The 21,200-nt window shown below is 74.2% G+C and carries 21 protein-coding genes; 14 read left to right on the top strand and 7 right to left on the bottom strand.

Annotated features, from left to right (window positions below; all coding sequences use genetic code 11):
• Positions 1-32: 32 nt before the first annotated feature.
• Both ACYVM4_RS06495 and ACYVM4_RS06490 read left to right on the top strand, forming a co-directional pair.
• A complete protein-coding gene (locus tag ACYVM4_RS06495; RefSeq protein WP_368819820.1) occupies positions 33-587 on the top strand; it encodes a dihydrofolate reductase family protein in 555 nt (184 codons plus the stop codon).
• 110 nt (positions 588-697) lie between these two features.
• Complete coding sequence (locus tag ACYVM4_RS06490) at positions 698-2,122, top strand: FAD-binding oxidoreductase (RefSeq protein ID WP_460668009.1); 1,425 nt, start codon at positions 698-700, stop codon at positions 2,120-2,122.
• A gap of 39 nt (positions 2,123-2,161) precedes the next feature.
• Here ACYVM4_RS06490 and ACYVM4_RS06485 read toward each other — a convergent pair whose 3' ends face one another.
• Positions 2,162-3,115, bottom strand: coding sequence for an amidohydrolase family protein (locus ACYVM4_RS06485; protein WP_460668008.1), 954 nt, complete (start codon positions 3,113-3,115; stop codon positions 2,162-2,164).
• A 38-nt stretch (positions 3,116-3,153) separates the two neighbouring features.
• Here ACYVM4_RS06485 and ACYVM4_RS06480 point away from each other — a divergent pair, with 38 nt between their 5' ends.
• Entirely contained in the window at positions 3,154-3,558 is a 405-nt protein-coding gene (locus tag ACYVM4_RS06480) for a hypothetical protein (protein WP_368819817.1), read from the top strand.
• Between the two features lie 55 nt (positions 3,559-3,613).
• Here ACYVM4_RS06480 and ACYVM4_RS06475 read toward each other — a convergent pair whose 3' ends face one another.
• The 5 genes from ACYVM4_RS06475 to ACYVM4_RS06455 form a co-directional block, all read right to left on the bottom strand.
• Positions 3,614-3,889, bottom strand: coding sequence for a helix-turn-helix domain-containing protein (locus tag ACYVM4_RS06475; protein ID WP_368819816.1), 276 nt, complete (start codon positions 3,887-3,889; stop codon positions 3,614-3,616).
• 41 nt (positions 3,890-3,930) lie between these two features.
• Positions 3,931-4,596 carry a response regulator gene (locus tag ACYVM4_RS06470; protein WP_368819815.1) on the bottom strand — a complete coding sequence of 222 codons (666 nt, stop codon included), beginning with the start codon at positions 4,594-4,596 and terminating at the stop codon, positions 3,931-3,933.
• Positions 4,593-6,452 (bottom strand): sensor histidine kinase, encoded by a 1,860-nt coding sequence (locus ACYVM4_RS06465; protein WP_460668007.1) that lies wholly within the window; start codon positions 6,450-6,452, stop codon positions 4,593-4,595. The genes ACYVM4_RS06470 and ACYVM4_RS06465 overlap by 4 nt, the downstream gene beginning before the upstream one ends.
• 125 nt (positions 6,453-6,577) lie before the next feature.
• Positions 6,578-7,507, bottom strand: a complete 930-nt coding sequence (serB, locus tag ACYVM4_RS06460; RefSeq protein WP_368819813.1) for a phosphoserine phosphatase SerB — start codon at positions 7,505-7,507, stop codon at positions 6,578-6,580.
• A gap of 58 nt (positions 7,508-7,565) precedes the next feature.
• A complete protein-coding gene (locus ACYVM4_RS06455; protein ID WP_460668006.1) occupies positions 7,566-8,264 on the bottom strand; it encodes a FadR/GntR family transcriptional regulator in 699 nt (232 codons plus the stop codon).
• 224 nt (positions 8,265-8,488) lie between these two features.
• Between ACYVM4_RS06455 and ACYVM4_RS06450 the strand changes: the two genes are divergently transcribed.
• From ACYVM4_RS06450 to ACYVM4_RS06400, 11 genes are all read left to right on the top strand, one after another.
• Positions 8,489-9,862 (top strand): SLC13 family permease, encoded by a 1,374-nt coding sequence (locus tag ACYVM4_RS06450; RefSeq protein ID WP_368819811.1) that lies wholly within the window; start codon positions 8,489-8,491, stop codon positions 9,860-9,862.
• Between the two features lie 59 nt (positions 9,863-9,921).
• Positions 9,922-11,193, top strand: coding sequence for a CaiB/BaiF CoA transferase family protein (locus ACYVM4_RS06445; protein WP_368819911.1), 1,272 nt, complete (start codon positions 9,922-9,924; stop codon positions 11,191-11,193).
• Positions 11,190-12,113 (top strand): enoyl-CoA hydratase/isomerase family protein, encoded by a 924-nt coding sequence (locus ACYVM4_RS06440; RefSeq protein ID WP_460668005.1) that lies wholly within the window; start codon positions 11,190-11,192, stop codon positions 12,111-12,113. Before ACYVM4_RS06445 ends, ACYVM4_RS06440 begins: the two co-directional genes overlap by 4 nt.
• Positions 12,114-12,173: 60 nt before the next feature.
• Entirely contained in the window at positions 12,174-12,959 is a 786-nt protein-coding gene (locus tag ACYVM4_RS06435) for an ABC transporter ATP-binding protein (protein ID WP_368819809.1), read from the top strand.
• Positions 12,960-12,968: 9 nt separating this feature from the next.
• Positions 12,969-13,838: a sulfite exporter TauE/SafE family protein gene (locus tag ACYVM4_RS06430; RefSeq protein ID WP_460668004.1), complete on the top strand. Its 870-nt coding sequence runs from the start codon at positions 12,969-12,971 to the stop codon at positions 13,836-13,838.
• 101 nt (positions 13,839-13,939) lie between these two features.
• The gene (locus ACYVM4_RS06425; protein WP_368819807.1) at positions 13,940-14,785 is read left to right on the top strand and encodes a TrmH family RNA methyltransferase; all 846 of its coding nucleotides are present in this window, start codon (positions 13,940-13,942) and stop codon (positions 14,783-14,785) included.
• Positions 14,786-14,926: 141 nt separating this feature from the next.
• Positions 14,927-15,472, top strand: a complete 546-nt coding sequence (locus tag ACYVM4_RS06420) for an AMIN-like domain-containing (lipo)protein (RefSeq protein WP_460668003.1) — start codon at positions 14,927-14,929, stop codon at positions 15,470-15,472.
• Positions 15,473-15,699: 227 nt separating this feature from the next.
• Positions 15,700-15,960 (top strand): type B 50S ribosomal protein L31, encoded by a 261-nt coding sequence (locus ACYVM4_RS06415; protein WP_368819805.1) that lies wholly within the window; start codon positions 15,700-15,702, stop codon positions 15,958-15,960.
• Between the two features lie 133 nt (positions 15,961-16,093).
• Positions 16,094-17,158, top strand: a complete 1,065-nt coding sequence (locus tag ACYVM4_RS06410) for a lipoate--protein ligase family protein (protein ID WP_368819804.1) — start codon at positions 16,094-16,096, stop codon at positions 17,156-17,158.
• Between the two features lie 143 nt (positions 17,159-17,301).
• Positions 17,302-18,360, top strand: a complete 1,059-nt coding sequence (locus tag ACYVM4_RS06405; RefSeq protein WP_460668002.1) for an LCP family protein — start codon at positions 17,302-17,304, stop codon at positions 18,358-18,360.
• Between the two features lie 101 nt (positions 18,361-18,461).
• Positions 18,462-20,231, top strand: coding sequence for a glycosyltransferase family 4 protein (locus ACYVM4_RS06400; RefSeq protein WP_460668001.1), 1,770 nt, complete (start codon positions 18,462-18,464; stop codon positions 20,229-20,231).
• A gap of 13 nt (positions 20,232-20,244) precedes the next feature.
• On the opposite strand, the gene ACYVM4_RS06395 is transcribed toward ACYVM4_RS06400, so the two are convergent.
• The gene (locus ACYVM4_RS06395; protein WP_368819800.1) at positions 20,245-21,183 is read right to left on the bottom strand and encodes an oxygenase MpaB family protein; all 939 of its coding nucleotides are present in this window, start codon (positions 21,181-21,183) and stop codon (positions 20,245-20,247) included.
• Positions 21,184-21,200 lie beyond the last annotated feature (17 nt).

The following is a 21,200-nucleotide window of genomic DNA, read 5'->3' as shown; positions in this document are numbered from 1 at the left end:
AAGCCGCCGGCGGGGTGCGTAACCTGGTGCGCATGAGCAGAACGCAGTACTACGTGGCGGCCAGCGCCGACGGGTACATCGCCGACCGGGAGAACCACCTCGACTGGTTGCTGCAGTACGGCTTCGAGGCCTACCAGGAGCACTACGACGCCTTCCTGGCCGACGTCGGGGCGCTCGCGATGGGGGCGAGCACCTACGAGTTCGTCCTCGACCAGGGGGGCTGGGCGTACGGCGACCTGCCGGTGTGGGTGTTCACCCACCGCGAGCTGCCGCGGCCGGAGGGGGCGAACCTGCAGTTCGTCAGCGGTTCCGTCACCCTGCACGCCGACGCCCTGGTGGCGTCCGCGGGCGGGCGGAACCTGTGGGTGGTGGGCGGCGGGCAGCTCGCGGCCCAGTTCGCGGACGCCGGTCTGCTCGACGAGCTGTGGCTGACCTACATGCCGATCGTCCTGGGCGGAGGGCATCCCGTCCTCCCGACCGCGGCGGCGCGCGACCTGCGGCTCCAGCGGACCACGCACTTCGAGGGCGGCGCCGTGGAGCTGCGCTACGTCCTGCAGGGCCCGGACCGGCAGGTGTGGCCGGAGTAGCCGCCCGCCGTTGTCGGGCCGTGGCCCAGGACTACATTTCCTGCCACGCCCTCGGCGGCCGCTCCGCCGCTCCACCGGGGCCCGAGCGACCCTCGTCGCAGGACCTCGCCATGAGCACCCACCGTCCGGTCACCGCTGACCGCGCGACCGATCGGGCCCTCCGGGACCTCGCGGGGCTCCTCACCGGCGCCCTCATCGGCCCGCACGACCCCGACTACGACGACGCACGCCGGGTCTGGAACGGCATGGTCGACGTCCGTCCCCGAGCCCTCGTCCGGGCCGGGTCCGTGGCCGACGTCGACCTCGTCCTGGCGACCGCCCGGCGCACCGGCCTGCCGCTGGCCGTGAGCGGCGGCGGCCACAACATCGCCGGGCACAGCACGGTCGCGGACGGCCTCGTCCTGGACCTCGGCGGTCTCACCGGAGTCGTCGTCGACCCAGCGGCGCGCCTCGTGACCGCCCAGCCGGGGGCCACCCTCGCCCACGTGGACCGGGCGACGGCCCCGCACGGCCTCGCCGTTCCGCTCGGGGTGGTCGGCGGCACCGGCGTCGCCAGGCTCACCCTCGGCGGGGGCATCGGCTGGCTGACCCGCACCCACGGCCTGACCATCGACAACCTGGTCTCCGCGGAGGTCGTGACCGCCGCGGGAGAGCACCTGCACGTCGACGGGACCGAGCACCCCGAGCTCTTCCGGGGACTGCACGGCGGGGGCGGGAACTTCGGCGTGGTCACCTCCTTCCGGTACCGGGCCCACCCGCTGGCATCGCCCGTGCTCGTGGGCGGCCTCGTCTACCGCCGCCCGCGGTGGGAGCACGCGCTGGCGGCCTTCGAGGTCTGGACGCGGGAACTCCCGGACGAGATGAACACCATCGTGTCCTTCGTGGTCCTCCCGCCGGAGTACGGGCTCGGGCCGGAGGTGCTCATGACCGTCGGCCTCGCCTGGGCCTCGCCGCGGCACGGGGCCGGGCTCGAGCTCGTCGACCGGCTGCGCGCGGCGGCGCCACCCGACCTCGAGACCGTGGGACCGGTGCCGTGGACCGTGTGGCAGACCGCGAAGGACCCGGTCTTCCCGACCGGCTCCCGCGGCTACTGGAAGAACGTGGCGTTCAGCCGCCTGGACGAGGAGGTCGTCTCCGCGCTCGTGGCCGCGGCCTCCGAGATCACCTGGGTGGGCAGCGGCATCAACCTGCACTGTCTGCGGGGCGCCTTCGGCCGGGTGCCCGAGGACGCCACGGCGTGGCCGAGCCGCTCCGCGAGGTTCTGGCTGAACATCTTCGGCTTCTGGCGCGACCCGGCCGACGACGCCCGGCTCACGGCGTACGCCCGGGCGGTGCACGCCGCCCTGGAGCCCTTCGCCGAGCCGGGCCAGTACGTCAACTTCCTGGGGGCGGAGACCGGCGGCGACCCGGTGGCGGCGGCGCGGCAGGCCTACGGGCGCGCCAAGCACGAGCGGCTGGTCGAGCTGAAGAACCGCTTCGATCCGGAGAACATGTTCCGCGGCAACCACAACATCGTCCCGACGGCGTCCCGCTGACGCCCGTCGAGGTCCCGGAGCCGGGCGGGGGCCGAGCCCTCAGCGCGCGGGGGCCGGGCGCGGCAGCCCGTACCAGGCCGCGGCGCTGTCGTGCAGCACGGCCGCCGCGGCGTCGGTGCCCAGGGTCTCGACGACCAGAGCGACGTCGGCGTCCCGGAACGGGCGCTCCGCCCGGGTGCTCGGCAGGTCGGTGCCGAACAGCAGCGCGGTCGGGTCCACGGCGTGGATCCGGCGCAGCGCGTCCGGCACGTCGAGGTCGACGCGGCCGAAGCCCGTCGCCTTGACCTTCACGCCGAGCCCGACGAGCTCGAGCAGCCGCGGCAGCCCCGCCGCGCTCATGCCGAGGTGGTCGACGCCGGCCCGCGGCAGCCGCCGCAGCACGGGGGCGAGGTGCTCCAGCGCGGCGGCGTCCAGGTAGAACTCGGCGTGCCACCCGGCGAGGTCGTGCACCCGCCGGGCCAGCCGCTCGATGCCGGCGGGGTCCGCGTCCGCGCCGCGGCGGAGGTTGAAGCGCACCGCCCGCACCCCCGCCGCGTGCAGCTCGCGCACCTGCTCGTCCGCGACCGCGGGCGGCAGCTGGGTCACGCCGACGAAGCCCGGGCCGAGCTCCGCCAGCGCCGCACGCAGGTAGCTCTGGTCGTGGCCCTGGAAGGAGCCGCTCACCACCGCCCCGCCCACCACGCCCAGCCCGCGGACCCGCCGCCGGTAGTCCCCGACCGTGAAGCTGGGCGGCACGTACCCCTGGTTCGGCACCAGCGGGAACCGGGGGTCGACCACGTGCAGATGGGCGTCGATCATGGCGTCATTGTGCCCGATGCCGCTGTTGTGCCCGATGCCGCTGGTGTTCCCGATGCGGCTGTTCCCCGTGCCGCCGGACCGTGCGCCGCTGTTCCGGGTGCCGTCGTCGATGCCGGTGGCCCGGCCGCCCGGCGCCGCGGTCCGCTCCGCGCGGCACCCCTCGGGGGAGGGCCCGACCGCGACACGGGGCGGCACCCGACACCAGCGCATGCACACACATATGCTTTTCGTCGATGACCACCACCGCCCCGACCCCCGCCCACGAGCTGCAGGCCGCCGAGGAAGCGCTCGACCGTGCCCGGCGCAGCTACGCCCGGAAGCTGCTGCGCCTGGTGGCCGCCGAGCTGACCCGCCGGCACCCCGACGCGGCACGCCTGGACGTGCTCACCCGCGACGGCGACGAGGAGTTCTTCGTCGACGCCCTGCGCGACGCCGACGGCGAGTACGTCTGGGGCGATCCGGGCCGGGTCGTGGTGGTGCGCGAGACGGCCGACGACGAGCTCGGCGGCACCGTCACCGTCGCCGCGCGGGACGTGCGCGAGCTCGTGAGCCGCGCGCTGGACGCCTACGACGGGCCGCTGGAGACCCTGCTGCGCCACGACCAGGAGCGCGACACCTTCTGGCTGGCCCTGACCTGACCCTGACCTGCCCCGACCGTACCGGCCGGGGGCGCGGCGACCGCGCTCGTGCGGGTCACTCCTCGAACGGAGGCCACAGGCTGGTCCCCAGCCGGACCTCCAGGCGGGCGATCGTGTACCCGTCCGGCCAGACGTGTCCGTCCAGGATCCGGGACAGCGCGGTGTGGTCGACACCGGTGAGCGCCCCGACCTCCCGCAGGGGCCGGGATCCTACCGCCGCCCGCAGGTTCAGCGCGAACAGCCGCGCCCGCTCCGCCACCGGGTCGCCGCAGATCTCGTCCGGCCAGGAGAGGCAGTGGTCCTGTGGTTCCGGTCGCACTCTGCTCGCCATGGCGAGCAGTCTAGGGACCGGCCCTGAGCATGAACCGAGGATCAGGAGGCCGCGGGCCCGTAGCGGTGCTCCGGGCGGCCGGTGCTCCCGTAGCGGAGCTGGATATCGACCGACCCGTCCTCCGCCAGCGCGGAGAGGTAGCGCTGGGCCGTGGCCCGGGAGATGCCGACCTTGCGGGCGATCTCCGCGGCCGAGAGCGGTGTCCCGGCCTCCAGGGCCGCGAGGACCGAGGCCTCCGTCGCGGACCGGGTGCGCTCGCCGGGGGAGGCGGTCTCGCCCGGGTGCAGGGCGTGCAGGGCGCGGTCCACGGTCTCCTGCGTCAGCCCGTCCCGGTCGGTGAGCAGCCGGCGGTACCGGGCGTAGGCCCGCAGGGTGCGCGCCAGCCGCTCGTTCGGGAACGGTTTGATGAGGTAGGCGAGGGCGCCGCGGCGGACGGCGGTCCGCACGGAGGCCGGGTCGGCCGCCGCGGTGAGCATGATGACGTCGACGTCCAGGGCCCGCAGCAGGTCCAGGCCGAGCGCGTCGGGCAGATAGACGTCCAGCAGCACGAGGTCGGGCTGGTGGGCGTGGACGGTGCGCATCGCCTGCTCGGCGGTGCCCACGGGGGTCAGCGCCGTGAAGCCCGGCACGGCGTTCACGAAGCCCGCGTGCAGCCGTCCCACGTGGAAGTCGTCGTCGACCACGAGGACCACCAGGTCGTCGCTCATCCTGCACCTCCTGATCTGCCGGCGGACCGTTCCCCGCGGACGTCGGCCCCGGGGTCGCGGACCACGGTACCGGGCAGGCGCGCGCAGAAGACGGCTCCCGGTCCGCCGGGGCGCCCGGGATCCGCCACCCAGACGTCCCCACCGCGCCGACGGGCCAGTTCACGGCTGAGGGACAGCCCGAAGCCCTGGCCGTGGACGTCGGGCAGCGCGTCGAACGCCGTTCCGCCGCTCGTCCCGGACGCGACGGACGGGGCGGCACCGGACGGGACGGCGGTGGACCAGCCCTGGGCGAAGATCGGCTCGGGGTCCTCCACCGGGAGCCCGTCGCCGGAGTCGGCCACGACGAGGTGCAGGGTGCCCTCCCCGCCGGTCCAGTCGTCGAGCAGCTCGACCTCGACCCAGTGCTCCTCCGCCGCGCCCTGGACGGCGGCGCGGACGGCGTTGTCCACGAGGCTTCCGATCACAGTGGTGACGTCCTGGGGGTCCGTGATCCGGCCGCGGACCAGGGTGTCCGCGCCGATGCGCAGGCTCACGCCGCGCTCGGCGGCCTCGACGCTCTTGGCCCCCAGGAAGGCCTGCAGGTAGGGGTCCCGCAGCAGTTCGGCGCGTTCGGCCGGGTAGCTCAGGGGCCCGGTCTCGGTCACCTCTGCCACGTACCGGCGGGCCTCCTCGGCGTCGCCGATGGCGAGCAGCCCCGAGATGGTGTGCAGGCGGTTGGCGAACTCGTGGCGCTGGGCGCGCAGGGCGGTGCTGAGGGCGCCGACAGCGTCGAGCTGCCGGGTCAGGGACTGCAGCTCGGTGCGGTCCCTGATCAGCACCACCCAGCCCAGCTCGGGTGCGTCCGTGCCGGGCTCGGGTGCCGCTCGCCGGGGTCCTCGCAGGCGTCGTTGCGGCGCCCGGGTGGGGCGCACCGCCCGGGCGGAGAGGATCAGCACGCGTGGGCCGATGACCTGTTCGATCGCCGGGGACTCCGGGGTGGCCGCGGCCAGCAGCGCAGCGAAGGAGGCCGGCAGACCGGTGTCTCCCAGGCGCTCGCCCACCAGCCGTTCCGGGTCCTCGATCCCCAGCAGGCGCCCCGCCTCGCGGTTGCACACGGTGATCCGCTCCTGCACGGAGACGCCCACGACGCCTTCGTCGACCCCGCGCAGCACCGCCTCCTGGTCCTGCGCCAGCGTGGCGATCTCCTCCGGCTCGAGTCCCAGGGTGAGGCGCTTGAGCCGTCGGGCGAGGCCGGCGGAGGCCACCGCGGCCAGGGCGAGCGCACCGAGGGTGGTGAGGACGACAGGGGTGATCGCCTTGCGCAGGCGGGCCAGGACGTCCTCCCGGGAGAACCCCACGTTGACCCCTCCGACCACCTCCGTGTCCGAGCCGGGGGCGTAGACCGGTACCTTCGCCCGGGCGGAGTGCCCGAGCGTGCCGCGCTCCTGGCTGGTGACCTCCAGCCCGGCCAGGGCCTCGGCCGGGTCCGTGCTGACCCGTTGCCCCAGCTGGGCCGGGTTCGGGTGGGAGAGCCGGATGCCCTCGTCGTCGTAGATGACCACGAAGAGCGCAGCCGTGCGGCGCCGCACGTCCTCCGCGGTGTCCTGGAGGGGGCCGGCCGACAGGCCGGCCGCGGTCAGCTCGCCCGGACCCGCGTCCGAGAGGGCGGCGACGTGCTTCCGGACGTCCTCGTCGGCCGCCATGGACCGGGCGATGGACAGGGCCTGCTGCTCGGCGTCACGGCCCAGGTCCTCGTAGGTGAGCCAGCCGAAGATGGCCCCGGTGGCCGCGACGACCACGGCGACGACGCCCAGCTGGAGCAGCATCATCCGGGCCAGGAAGCCGGGGCGCTGCCGGGGCGCACCGGGTGCCGTCACTGTCTCTCCTCGTGGCCGGGGTGGTCTCCTGCACGACCACTGCGCGTGGTGCACCCCACTCTACGACGCGGGGCGTCCATCGGGGCGTCCGTCCGGGGCGGCGACCCCGGCGGGGGCGCACGGGGTCAGAGGTCGGCGAAGAAGCGGACCGCGTCCAGGTTCGGCAGGTTGACCTGGGCGTCGGCGGCCGCACGCGGGGCGGGCTTGGCGTTGAAGGCCACGCCGAGCCCGGCGGCGGTCAGCATGTCGATGTCGTTGGCGCCGTCGCCCACGGCGATGACGTCCTCGGAGGCGACGCCCAGCTCCTCGGCCCAGGTCCGCAGGCACCGTTCCTTGACGGCGCTGTCCACGACCTCGCCGAGCACCTTGCCGGTGAGCCTGCCGTCGACGACCTCGAGGGTGTTGGCGGCGTGCCGGGTGAGCCGCAGCTGCTCGGCGAGCGGCGTGAGGATGCCCAGGAAGCCCCCGGAGACCGCGGCCACGGCGTGCCCCTCCCGCAGGAAGGCCTTGATGAGCACGTCCGCGCCGGGGGAGAGCCGCACCGCGGCGCGGACCTCGTCGAGCACGGACGCGGGCAGCCCCGCGAGGGACTCGACCCGCGCGTGCAGGGACTGGGCGAAGTCCAGCTCCCCGCGCATGGCCGCCTCGGTCACGGCGGCGACCTCGTCCTCGCGTCCCGCGTGGGCCGCGAGCATGTCCACGACCTCCTGCTGGATGAGCGTGGAGTCGACGTCCATGATGAGCAGCTTCTTGCGCTCCGGGTCGAACAGGGTGGACGGCACCACGTTGACGTCCACGCCGGGCAGCATCTGCACCAGGGGGTCCGGCCGCAGGGCCGCGAGCAGGGCGGTCGCGTCGGAGCCGTGCACGAGCGCGGTGAAGGCGTTGTAGCCGGGGACCTCCGAGTCCGGGCCGGCCGAACCGGGTCCGGTCACCCGCACGCTGGAGAAGCGCTCGACCTCGGCGCCGGCGTCCTGCACGAGGGAGAGGATGCGCTCACGGGCCTCCGGGTCCGGATTCTGGGCGAACGCGATGACGGCGAGGTCGGTGGTCATGTGCGCCAGCTTATCGGCAGGTCCGGCCGACGACCGACGCGGGCCCTCGCTCGGCTCGTCACTCGGGCCGGAGCGCCGCGACGTCGGAGACCAGCCGGATGTGCTCGACCATCGCCCGCGCCGCCTCCTCCGGCTTCTGCTCGCGGATGGCGCCGGCGATGGCGCGGTGGGACTCGAGGGAGCGCTCCGGGCGCCCCTCCTGGCTGAGCGACTCGATGCGGGTCTCCCGCACCAGGTCGGAGATCTGCGCCATGAGGCGGGCCAGCACGGCCGAGTGGGCGGCCGCGGTGACGGCGGCGTGGAAGAGCTCGTCCCCCTCGAGCCCGCGCCCGCCCCGGGCGATGTCCTCGGCCATGACCTCGAGCGCGTGCTCGACGGCGGCCAGGTCCTCGGGGGTCCGGCGGGTGGACGCGAGCTCGGCGAGCTTGGTCTCCACGGCGCTGCGCGCGTCGACGATGTCCGGCAGCCGGTCGGCGTGCTCCCGCAGGCCCCGCAGGACGGCGGCGCTGCTGGGCCGGTAGAGCAGGACGGCGCCGTTGCCGTGCTGCACGTCGATCACGCCCAGCACCTCGAGAGCCACGAGCGCCTGCGCCACCGTGGCGCGGGACACGCCGAGCCGCTCGGCGAGGTCTCGCTCCGGCGGCAGCCGGTCGCCGGGCCGCATCCGATGCTCGATGACGTGGTCCAGCAGCCGCTCCACCACCTGCTCGTACAGCCGCGGCCGCTCCACGCGGTCCAGCCCCCGGGCCACTGCCACCGCCGGCCTCCCCGATCGCTCTGCGCCGGGCGGGCCGCCCGGGTCGTCGTTGGTCGTCGTCCGCGCGGCGTCCTCGTCGCGCGGAGTCCAGGGCCATCGTACCCAGGGTGGTTGACAAAGGGCCAGGTGTCCTATTGGCTAGGCCAAAACCTGTGCTCCGGATCACACTCCGCCGCCTCGGTCCGACCCGCGGGAACTCCCCGCCCTCGTCAGAAAGCAGTCCCATGGGCCCTGAAGTCCTCTCGATCCTCATCCTGGCCGCGATGTTCGTGGTGGCCACCGTCCTGCCCGTCAACATGGGGGCGCTGGCCTTCGTGGGCGCGTTCGTGCTGGGGGTGTTCGTCCTCGGGATGGACACCGACCAGATCCTCGAAGCCTTCCCGGGCGGGCTGTTCCTCACCATCGTGGGCGTGACCTATCTCTTCGCCATCGCCCAGAAGAACGGCACCGTGGACCTGCTCGTGCAGGCGGCGGTGAGAATGGTGGGCAACAGGGTGGCCCTGATCCCGTGGATCATGTTCTTCGTCACCGCCGTGATCACCGCCGTGGGCGCCCTGTCCCCGGCGGCGGTGGCGATCATCGCCCCCATCGCGCTGAGCTTCGCGGCCAAGTACAAGCTCAATCCACTGATGATGGGCATGATGGTCATCCACGGCGCCCAGGGCGGAGGGTTCTCACCGATCTCCGTCTACGGCGTGACCGTCAACGGCATCGTCGCCGGAGCCGGCCTGGACGTCAGCCCCCTCGCCGTGTTCCTGTCCAGCCTGGTCTTCAACACCCTCATCGCCGTCGGACTGTTCCTGGTGCTGGGCGGCAGGGGGCTGTTCTCCGCCCGGGCGGAGGACTTCGTGGAGCGGGCGGCCGAGGCCCGCCTGTCCCGCAGCAAGGTCGCCGCCGGCCACACCGGGGACAAGGACGTCGACTTCAAGGGCTTCGGCTCCGGCATGTACGGCCCCCGCGACCCGGCCGGCTCCTCCGAGCCGCCGGCCCAGCGCGAGGGCCGGTTCCCCCAGATCGCCACCATTGTCGGCCTGGTCGTCCTGGCCGTCGTGGCGCTCGGCTTCGGCGTGGACGTCGGCTTCGTGGCCATCACCGTCGCCGTCGCCCTGGCCCTGGTCTCCCCGAAGGCGCAGAAGGGCGCGGTCAACAAGATCGACTGGTCCACCGTGCTTCTGCTGGGCGGCATGCTCACCTTCGTCGGCGTGCTGCAGGAAGCCGGCACCATCGAGTACGTCTCCAACGGCGTGGCCGGCCTGGGGATGCCGCTGCTGGCGGCGCTGCTGATCTGCTACATCGGCGCCGTCGTCTCCGCGTTCGCGTCCTCCACCGCCATCCTGGCCGCGCTCATCCCCCTGGCCGTGCCCTTCCTGCTCGCCGGAGAGGTCGGCGCCACCGGGCTGATCTGCGCCCTGGCCGTGGCCTCGACGATCGTCGACGTCTCCCCGTTCTCCACCAACGGGGCCCTCGTGCTCGCCAACGCCCCCGCTGAGGTGGACCGCGACGTCTTCTACAAGAAGATCCTCGTCTACGCGACCGGCGTGGTGGTGATCGGCCCGCTGCTGGCCTGGGCCGTGATGGTCGCCCCCGGCTGGCTGTGACCCCTCGCCCCGCTGCCCCTCACCGACCCCGTACCTGGAGGAATCCCACCGTGACCGACATCCGCCCCGCACCCGGCACCACTGCCCGCACCGCTCCCCAGGAGGACCCGCGGCCCGGCGGCCCCCTGGCCGGCACCCTCGTCGTGGACCTGTCCCGGGCCCTGGCCGGCCCGCACGCGGCCATGATGCTGGCCGACCTGGGCGCGCGGGTCGTCAAGATCGAGAACCCCGGCACGGGCGACGACACCCGCGGCTGGGGCCCGCCCTTCGTGGGCCCCGAGGACAACCCGCAGGCCACGTACTTCCTGTCCTGCAACCGCAACAAGGAGTCCGTGGCCCTGGACCTCAAGTCCGAGGACGGCGGACAGGTGCTCCGGGCGCTCGTGGAGCGTGCCGACGTCCTGGTGGAGAACTTCCGGCCCGGGGTGCTGGACCGGCTCGGCTTCTCCGTCGAGGAGCTGCACCGCCTGAACCCCCGCCTCGTGGTGCTCTCCATCACCGGCTTCGGCCACGACGGGCCGGAGTCCCGGCGCAGCGGCTACGACCAGATCGTCCAGGGCGAGGCCGGGCTCATGTCGCTCACCGGTTCCGGCCCGGACGACCCGCAGCGGGTGGGTGTGCCCATCGCCGACCTGCTGGCCGGGATGAACGGCGCCTACGGAGTGCTGGCCGCCCTCTACGAGCGGACGCGCACCGGGTCCGGGAAGGTCGTGCGCACGTCCCTGCTGTCCTCGGTGGTCGGGGTGCACGCCTTCCAGGGCACGCGCGCCACCGTCGCCCACGAGGTGCCGCGGGCCCAGGGCAACCACCACCCCTCCATCGCGCCCTACGGGCTGTTCGCCTGCCGCGGCGGGAAGGTGCAGATCAGCGTGGGCAGCGAGAAGCTGTGGCGCACCTTCGCCGGTGCCTTCGGGATCGACGCCGACCGGCCGGAGTTCGCGACCAACGCCGACCGCGTCCGCAACCGCCCGGCGGTGATCGCCGCCGTCGAGGAGGCCTTCGCCGCGCACGGCCCGGGGGAGCTGCTGGACCGGCTGGCCGGGATCGGCATCCCGGCCGGGAAGGTGCGGTCCCTGGACGAGGTCTACGCGTGGGAGCAGGTGCGCTCGCAGGGGCTGGTCGTCGGCGTCGACCACGAGGTCCTCGGGCCCGTCGAGCTGCCCGGCCCCGCGGTGCGCTTCTTCGCCCCCGGGGACGCGGGCGAGACCACCCGGCGCGACCACGCCGCCCCGCCCGTGCTGGACCAGCACGGGCGGTCCGTCCGCGACTGGCTGGAAGCCACCGGACCCGGCTCCGGTCCGGCCGCCCAGCGAGAGGAGCACCTGCGATGACCGCCGAGCCCCTGCCCGAGGCCCCCTCCGGCGCCCTCAGCGTGCACCGTCGAGGCCCCGTGGCCTGGGTGGTGCTGGAGCGCCCCGAGCGGCGCAACGCCCTGTCCCCGGCCATGTGGGCCGCCCTGCCGGCCCTGCTGGGGGAGCTCGACGCCGACCCGGGCGTGCGGGTGATCGGCCTGCGCGGGGCGGGCGGGGTGTTCTCGGCCGGGGCGGACATCGCCGAGGTCTTCGAGTGCCTGGGGGAGCCCGGCACCGGTCTGCCCCGCGGTGGGCTGCTGGCCGAGGCGGAGGCCGCCCTGGCGGCGGTGCACAAGCCCACCGTGGCCGCCCTGGAGGGCTACTGCATGGGCGGGGCCTGGATGCTGGCCGCCGCCTGCGACCTGCGCATCGCCGCGGCCTCCCTGCGGATCGGGCTGACCCCGGCCCGGATCGGCATCGTGTTCCCGGCCTCCGGCATCCAGAACCTGGTGCGCCTGGTCGGCCCCGGGACGGCCTCCTACCTGCTGCTCACCGGGGACACGGTCACCGCCGCCGACGCCGAGGCCTGGGGCATGCTCACCCGCGTCGTGGCGGACGAGGACTTCGAGACCGCCCTGGAACGGGCGGTCACGGGCCTGGCGCAGCGGTCCCAGCTGAGCGTGCAGGCGCACAAGCACCTCATCGGGCTCGCCTCCCGGGACGGGCCCGAGGCCGCCGACCTTGGCGCGGACGAGGTGTCGGAGGCCCTCTTCCGCGAAGTCCTCCAGGGGCCCGACGCCCGCATCGGGCAGCGGGCGTTCCTGGCCAAGGAGCCGCCCCGCTTCCGGTGGGCCGGGGAGGACTTCTGGGCGGCCCGGTCCGGCGCGGCCGGGAGGGGGAAGGAGCACCGCGCGTCGGCCATCAGGGGCCGGTGGCCGCGCCGCTCCTCCCGTCCCTGACGGTGCCCGCGCCGCACCGGTGCGCCGGTGCGGCGCACCGCGTGTTCTAGAGTGGCGGGTATGAGTGCTGTGGTGGAGATGGTGGACGTCAGCGTGGTCCGCGGGCAGAAGACGCTGCTGGATTCCGTGGACTGGGTCGTCAACGAGGGTGAGCGCTGGGTCATCCTGGGCCCCAACGGCGCCGGCAAGACCACGCTGCTGTCCATCGCGGCCGCGCGCCTGCACCCCTCCCGCGGCATGGTCGACATCCTGGACGAGATCCTCGGCGCGGTGGACGTGTTTGAGCTGCGCCCCCGCATCGGACTGACCTCCGCCGTGCTCGCCGCCCAGATCCCCGACGCCGAGTCCGTGCGCAACTGCGTGGTCACCGCCGCGTACGGGGTGACCGGGCGGTGGACCGAGAGCTATGACGACGCCGACGAGACCCAGGCGCGCGAACTCATGGCCGCGTGGGGGATCGAGCACCTGGCGGAGCGCCGCTTCGGCTCGCTCTCGGAGGGGGAGCGCAAGCGCGTCCTGATCGCCCGCGCCCTGATGACCGACCCCGAGCTGCTGCTGCTCGACGAACCCGCCGCCGGCCTCGACGTGGGCGGGCGCGAGGACCTGGTGGCCCGGCTGGACGAGCTGGCCCGGGACGGGGGGTCCCCGGCCATCGTCATGGTCACCCACCACCTCGAAGAGGTGCCCGACGCCTTCACCCACGCGCTGCTGCTGCGCGAGGGCCGCGTGGTGGCCGCCGGCCCCGTCCGCACGGTCATGACGCAGAAGAACCTCTCCGAGACCTTCGGCCTCCCGCTGAAGCTGGTGAAGGTCGGCAACCGCTTCGCCGCGTTCGGCCGGTCCTGACCCGCTGTGGTGCCGGAGACCCTCGCCGCCCTCGCCGCCGACTTCCCGTTCGAGTGGTGGCAGGCCGCCCTCATCCTGCTCGCCGGTGTCGCCGCCGGACTGATCAACACCATCGTGGGCTCGGGCACCCTCGTGACCTTCCCCGTGCTCGTGACCATGGGCGTCCCGCCCGTCACGGCGTCCATGTCCAACGCGATGGGCCTCATCGCGGGCAACCTCACCGGTGCCTGGAACTACCGCCACGAGCTCGCGGGCGTGGAGCGGACCTTGCTCAAGCTCATCCCCTGCTCCGCGCTGGGCGGGGTGATCGGCGCGTGGCTGCTCCTGCACCTGCCCGAGGAGGTCTTCGGCTACGCCGCGCCGGGGCTGGTCGTCGTCGCCCTCGTGTTCGTGGTCTTCCAACCCCGGCTCCAGGCGCTGGTGCGCCGGCGCAAGGACGAACAGGCCGCGGCCGCCGCCGCGGCGGCCCGGGCCCGCGGGGAGACCCCGCGCACCCTCGACCCCGACCGGGCCCCGCAGCCCGCGTCCCTGTACGCCCTGGTGTTCCTGGCCGGGATCTACGGCGGGTACTTCGTGGCGGCCCAGGGCGTGCTGCTGCTCGGCATCCTGGGCGTGTTCCTGCTGGCCTCCCTGCAGGCCGCCAACGCCGTGAAGGTGGTGCTGGTGGCGGCGGTGAACATCGTCGCCGCCGTGTCCTACATCCTCTTCGCGTTCGACCGGATCGACTGGTGGGTCGTGCTGCTCATCGCCGTCAGCTCCACGGTGGGCGCCTGGGCGGGGGCCAAGATCGGCCGCCGGCTCTCCCCGGTCCTGCTGCGCACCGTGATCGTGGCCCTTGGGGTCGTGGCGCTCGTGAGCCTCGTGTCCCAGCTGCTCTGAGACCGGCCGCGCCCCCGGGCGGGTCCAGGACCCCCGCACGGCACCGGCTACCATTCCGGGCGGACCCCCGCCCGCGACGACCCCGACCCCGAAGAGACCCCGTGACCGACTTCCCCCACCTGATCCGCCTCGACAGCCCCGACGACCCCCGTGTGGCCGACTACGCCCGCCTGACCGACGTCAGGCTGCGGCGCAAGCTCGAGCCTGAGCGCGGCATGTACATCGCCGAGTCCTCCAAGGTCCTCCGCCGGGCGCTCGCGGCCGGGCACACGCCCCGGTCCTTCTTCATGGCGGACAAATGGCTGGAGGACCTCGCGGACGTCCTGGCGGAGCACCCGGACGTCCCCCTGTACGTCGGCCCGGACGAGGTGCTCGAGCAGATCACGGGCTTCCACCTGCACCGCGGGGCGATCGCGGCCATGCAGCGCCCGGAACCGGTGGACCTGGAGCGGCTCCTGGCGTCGTCGCACCGGGTGGCGATCCTCGAGGACATCGTGGACCACACCAACGTGGGGGCGATCTTCCGCTCCGCCGCCGCGCTCGACGTCGACGCCGTGCTCGTCACCCCGCGCTGCGCCGACCCCCTGTACCGGCGCTCCATCCGGGTCTCCATGGGCACCGTGTTCCAGGTCCCGTGGACCCGGCTGCAGCACTGGACCGGCGACCTGCAGCGGATCAAGGACGCGGGCTTCACCACGGCGGCGCTCGCCCTGAGCGACGACTCGATCACCCTCCAGGAGCTGTCCGCGCGCCGGGACGAGCGGCTCGCCCTCGTCCTCGGCACCGAGGGGGACGGGCTGAGCGCCGCCGCCGTCCACCACGCGGATCTCACCGTGCGGATCCCGATGTCCCACGGCGTGGACTCCCTCAACGTCGCCGCCGCCTCGGCCGTGGCGTTCTGGGAGACCCGGCCCGGCCGGCAGGAGCCCGGACTCTCCGCCCCGTAACGGTTCGACCTCCAATTGCCGCCCGACCGGTGCTGTTGGCGATCGCGAAATCTACGCTTTAAGGGTCTGCACGGCCCGGTCCCTCAAACCTCGGCACCAGCCGACGGCCGGGCGCAGACGGGGGAAGCGAGAAGGAACGTCATGAAAAAATTGATCTCATGGCTGGCGGCACTGGTGCTGGCCATGGGGCTGGGGCTGATCGTCCCCAGCAGCGCCGGCGCAGCGGAGCCGTACTGCGGCATCCGGTGGGGATCCACCCCGAAGTACTCCCGGGTGTACACGAGCGACGTGATCACCAACGTGCGGGCCGGCCGGCACGCGTGCTTCGACCGGCTGGTCGTCGACCTCCGCGGAGGCCGTGTCCCGGGCTACAACGTGAAGTACACCGCCGTCACCGAGGAGGGCTCTGGCAAGGCGGTGCCCCTGCGGGGCGCGGCCGACCTGCGGATCATCGTCCACGCACCCGCCTACAAGGACGGCAAGGCCACCTACCTCCCGAAGAACCGGAAGGAAGTGGTCGACGTCACCGGGTACCGCACGTTCCGCCAGGTCGCCTGGGCGGGCAGCTTCGAGGGTCAGACCACCATCGGCCTCGGCGTCCGCGCCAGGCTCCCGTACCGGGTCTTCGTGCTCGACGGTCCGGGGAACCGCACGCGGCTCGTGGTCGACGTCGCACACCGCTGGTGAGCCCGTTCCACCAGCGGCCACCGTTGCACGAGGGGCCCGGCGCGCGCCGGGCCCCTCGTGCCGCCGGACCGCGGGTGAAATCCCGCGGGTGATCCGGTACGCTGGACCGCTGGTGCCCGATGCCCCCGCCCTTCTCGGACCGCGCGGACGGACGACGACGGCGCACCGCCCACCGAGCGAAACCGTGGCTGGCAAAATCCAGGCACCGACGAAAGGGTTTGAACCCCATGAAGACTGACATCCACCCGGACTACCACCCGGTCCTCTTCCGCGACCTGGCCTCCGGCAAGACGATCCTCACCCGTTCCACCGCCACCTCGAAGAAGACCGAGACGTGGGAGGACGGCAACGAGTACCCGATCATCGAGGTCGAGATCTCCTCGGAGTCCCACCCGTTCTACACCGGCAAGCAGCGCATCATGGACTCCGCCGGTCGCGTGGAGCGCTTCAACGCCCGCTTCAAGAACTTCGGCAAGTCCAACGGCTGACGTCCGTCCAGCTCGCGGGGCCCCGCACGAGCGCACGCAGGCCCGGACCGCATCGGTCCGGGCCTGCGCCGTCCCCACGGACCCCGGCGTAGGCTGACCCGGGACCACCGGCACGGACGACGGAAGGACACGGATGGCACAGGAGCGGCGGCACGGGGAGTTCAAGGTGTCGGGCGGAAAGCTTGTGGTCGCGGACCTGGGCGTGGTCGACGGGCGGCTGGCCGACGTCTCCGTCAACGGGGACTTCTTCCTCGAGCCCGACGAAGCCCTCGAGGACATCAACGCGGCGCTGACGGGGCTCAGCGAGCACGCCTCCCAGCAGGAGATCGTCGGGGCCGTCGAGGCGGCCCTCGCGCACGACGTCGTGCTGTTCGGCTTCTCCCCGCAGGCGATCGCCACCGCCGTCCGCCGGGCCCTGGCCCACGCCACGACGTGGGACGACCACGCGTGGGAGGTGATCCCGCCCGTGGTCCGGCCCACCCTGGAGAACCTGGCCCTCGACGAGGTCCTCGCCCGCGAGGTGGGCGCGGGCCGGCGCCCGCCCGCGTTGCGGCTGTGGGACTGGGAGGAGCCGTCCGTGGTGATCGGGTCCTTCCAGTCCCTGCGCAACGAGGTGGACGCGGAGGGCGCCCGGCGGCACGGCGTCTCCGTGGTGCGCCGCGTCTCCGGGGGCGGGGCCATGTTCATGGAGGCGGGCAACTGCATCACCTACTCGCTGTACCTGCCGCAGACGCTCGTGGACGGACTCAGCTTCTCGGAGTCCTATCCGTTCCTCGACCGGTGGGTCATGCAGGCGTTCCAGGAGATGGGCCTGGAGGCGTTCTACGTCCCCCTCAACGACATCGCCACCGAGCACGGCAAGATCGGCGGAGCCGCGCAGAAGCGCTTCGCGGGCGGCGGCATGGTCCACCACGTGACCATGAGCTACGACATCGACGCCCAGAAGATGACCGAGGTCCTGCGGATCGGCAAGGAGAAGCTCTCGGACAAGGGGCACCGCTCGGCCAAGAAGCGCGTGGACCCGCTGCGCCGCCAGACCGGCATGGCTCGCGCCGACGTCGTGGACAAGCTCATGGAGGTTTTCACGGGACGCTACGGGGCCGCCGAGGGCGCCGTGCGCGACGCCGAGCTCGCCGCCGCCCGCGAGCTCGTGACCACGAAGTTCGCCACCCCGGAGTGGATCGCCCGGGTGCCCTGACCTGCCCCGTGGTGCTGCCCCGCCCCCGGCTCTCCCAGCGACCTCCGAGCGGTCTCCGAGCCACGGCGGCCTAGCATGAGCGCACCGGCACGGACAGGCGCCGCGGCCGGCGTCCGCCCGACCCACCGACCGGGGAGCCTCCCATGCCCGTCCACGACCGCGAAGCCGACCGCGGATCCGACCGCGAAGCCGGCCGTGCTGCCGAGCCCGCGAGCACCGCACCGCGCCGCCGGCACCCGTTCCGGCGCGTGCTGCTGGGGCTCGTGCTGGTCCTCGCCCTCGCTGCCGGGGTGTTCGTGTGGAACCTGGGACGGACCTTCGACGCCCGCAGGCAGGTCGCCGAGGACGCGTTCCCGGACGAGAGCGGGCGGCCCGCCGCGGGCTCGGCCCAGGACCGGGGCACCACCGTGCTGCTGCTCGGGGCGGACAGCCGGCCCGGTGGGCGGGCGGACGTGGGCGTCGAGGGCGTGCGGGCGGACACCATCATGCTGGTGCACGTCCCCGAGGACGGCGGCGAGGCCTACGTCGTCTCCGTCCTGCGGGACACGTGGGTGCCGATCCCCGGGGTCGGGGAGGCCAAGATCAACGCGGCGCTCGACATCGGCGGCGTCCCGCTGATGGTCGCGACGGTCGAGGACCTCGTCGGCACCCGGGTCGACCAGGTCGCCGAGGTGGACTTCGCCGGTTTCCAGGCCCTCACCGACGCCCTGGGCGGGGTCACCATCGACGTTCCCCAGGACTTCGTGTCCAACGAGGGCATGACCTTCGAGCAGGGCCCCGAGCACATGGACGGGGAACGGGCGCTCGAGTTCGTCCGGGAGCGCAAGGCCTTCGAGGACGGGGACTTCCAGCGGGTGGAGAACCAGCGCAGCTACGTCCAGGCCGTGCTCGAACGGCTGCTCGGCCCGCAGACGCTGCTCAACCCCGTCCGGCTGCACACCGTGGTCAGCGACTTCACGCCCTACCTGACGGTGAGCGAAGGACTCGACTCGGCGTGGATCGCCGGACGGGCCCCCGACCTGGTCGGCCTCTCCGCCGGGGACCTGCGGATGTCCACGGCCCCCGATCACGGCCTCGGCGTGTCCCCGGACGGGCAGTCCGTCGTCCTGCCCGACCTCGAGGCGATGGCGGGGATCGGCACGGCCATCACGGCGGACGATCTGGGCCGATATCTTGCTACGCTGAGCCCTGACGATCAGTAGTTCCCCGCTGGCCCCCGACCCGGCGAGGAGCGTCTTCCCCCGCCCGCAGCACGCCCCGTGATCGACCGGGACGGCCCCTCTTGACCCCCCGCGAGAAGGCCATGCCGCACACACCCCGCCCCTTCAGTCCGGACGACGAGCCCGACGCCTTCTGGTTGCCCGCGGCCCGGATCCTCCCCACCCGCGCGGCGCGACCCGCCGCACGTGCCCTGCTGAGCGGTCCCTGGCCAGAGGCCGGGGCCGCCGTGACCCGCACGCTGGGCCCGGACGCGCGCGCGGAGCGGCAGCTCGAGAACCGGCTCCGCCGTGCCCGCCGCCGGCGCCCCGCGCCGACCACGGCACGCCGGCTCGCCGAGGCCGCGCTGTCCGCGGGCCGCGTGGCCGAGGCGGACCGGCTCCTGGCGCAGGTGCCGCCCGGCACGAAGGATCTCGCCGGCACGAGGGCCCGCCGGCACCGCCACGTCGGCCGGATCACGGAGGCCGTGGTCGAGCTGCGGCGCGCCGTGGCCGCCGGCCGCGCCACGCCGGGGGAACGGCGCCGGCTGCTCCACTACGAGGACGACCTGCGCCTGCTCTCGGGCTGGCGGCCCGCCCTCACCCCGGTGGTGGGCTACCGCCCGGAGCCCGCGTCCGTGCTGCACGTGCTCGCCGAGGCCCCGCCGCGCGCCCGGGGTTGCCGCGCCCCCCGCCACCACTCCCTGCTCTCCGCGACCGTGGCCCAGGGCTGGACCGTGACCGCCGTGACGCGCCCCGGCCCCGTGCCCCCCGACGCGGGGGCGCCCGGGGCGGCCGCCGAGGTCCTCGACGGCGTCTCCTACCACCGGATCCTGCCGACCCGCCGCGCGCTCCTCCCCACGGCACGCCTGCAGCAGGAGGCCCAGGCCCTGCTCGAACTGGCGCTGCGCGCCCGGCCCGCGGTGCTCCACACCTCGAGCCGGCCCGGCAACGCCCTCGTGACCCGCGCGGCGGCGGAGGCCCTCGGCATCCCGTGGGTCTACGAGGTGCGCGAGCTGCCGGCCGACCGGTGGGCGGCCTCCCGGCCCGCCGAGGCCGCCACGAGCGAGCGCCACCGGCTCGGCTGCGCCCGCGAGGCCGAGGACCTGGCCGCCGCGGCCGACGTGGTGACCACGAGCCGGGCCATGCGCGAGCGGGTGCGCGCGCTGACGCGGACCCTGCCGACCGGCCCGGTGCCGGTCCGTGTGGCGCCCCCTGCCGTGGACGGCCCCTACCTGGCGGATCCCCGCCCGGTGCGGGAGGCGCGCCGGGTCCTCCGGCTGCCGGAGACGGCCCGGGTGGTGGGCGCGGTCGCGGACCTGGTGGAGCACGAGGGCCTCGACGACCTCCTGCGCGCCGCCGCGCTCGTGGCCGCCGACGTGCCGGAACTGCTCGTGGTGGTCGTGGGCGAGGGCCCGGCGAGACGGGAGCTCGAGGTACTGGCCGCGGAGCTCGGCGTGGGCGGCCGGGTCCGCTTCGCGGGGCGTGTCCCGGACGAGCAGGTCGTGCAGTACCACCAGGCGTTCGACGTGTTCGTGGTCGCCCGCAAGGACCTCCCGGTCACCCGGGCCGCGGCCCCGACCGAGTCCGTGGAGGCCCTGGCCACAGGCACCCCCGTGGTCGCCTCCCGGCTGCCCGTGCTCGCCGAGACCGTGGCCGACGGCATCACCGGGATGCTCACCCCGCCGGAGGAGCCCGAGACCCTCGCCACGGTCCTGCGGATGATGCTCGAGTGCCCCGCCGTGCGCCGGTGCCTGGGCGGCGAGGCCCGGCGCCGGGTCCTGCCGGAACGGACCTGGCACGGCGTGGCCTCGGCCGCCGCGGAGGCCTACGACCACCTCACCGGGCGCACCGGGTCCGAGGAGGCCTCGGCCTGAGCGGGGCGCGGTCTCAGAGCAGACCGAGACGAGCGAGACGGCGGCGTGCGGCCGCCTCGCTCGGCCCGGTCTCGCCGAGGGCCCTGCCGACGACCGCCAGGGTGAGCCCGGCGGCGCCCCGCACGGGCAGCGGCACGGGGCCCAGCCGGGGACGCTCGAGACGGAGCAGGCCCAGCCGGTCCTCGGGCAGCGAGTCCACGACGGCGGCGAACAGGGCGCGGTAGCCCGGCAGCAGGACAGGGTCCAGCGGGGGGCGGCGCAGGAACGCCACGACGTCGTCCACCCGGGGGCCACCGGCGAGGCGGGGCCCGAAGCTCCGGAGGCGCGCGTCCAGCTCGGCCTCGGAGCGCGGCGGCCGCTCGACACCCATCAGCCGGCCGGCCACGGCCCACTCCCGCACGTATGCGTCGGGTCCGCCCGGGATCGGCCCGCCCCAGCGCTGGTGGGAGCGCAGGAAGGCGTCCGTGAACGCCAGGTGGACCCACTCGGCGAGGTCGGGGTCGTTCGCACAGTACGGGTGCCGCACGCCGTCGGCCCCGGTGTAGGTGCCGCGCACGCTGTCGTGGATCCGGCGGACGTGCGCCGAGGCCCGGTGCGCCGCGGTGGTGTCCCCGTAGGTGACGGTGAAGATCCAACGGATGGTCCCGGCCAGGCGTCCCAGCGGGTCGCTCCGGTAGTCGGAGTGCTCGACGACGCCTGCCAGCGCCCCCGGGTGCAGGGCCTGCGTGAGCAGGGCGCGCACGCCCGCCGGGATGGTGGCCATGGAGCCGTGCACCGCCCACACCGCCGAACCGGGCCGGAAGTGCCCGGCGTCCTCGCCGTCGGCCAGCGCCAGCTCCCACTCCGGCACGCGGTCCGCCTGCCCCGCGAAGGTCGTGCGCAGCCTGTCCTGCAACGGTGCCATCAGTCCCACGTCGCGTCCCTCCCGTCCCCGGTCATCGGTCGGGTCCATGATGGTCGACGCCTCCG

The organism is Kocuria himachalensis (assembly GCF_054784195.1).
This window is presented reverse-complemented; position numbering and strand designations above follow the sequence as displayed.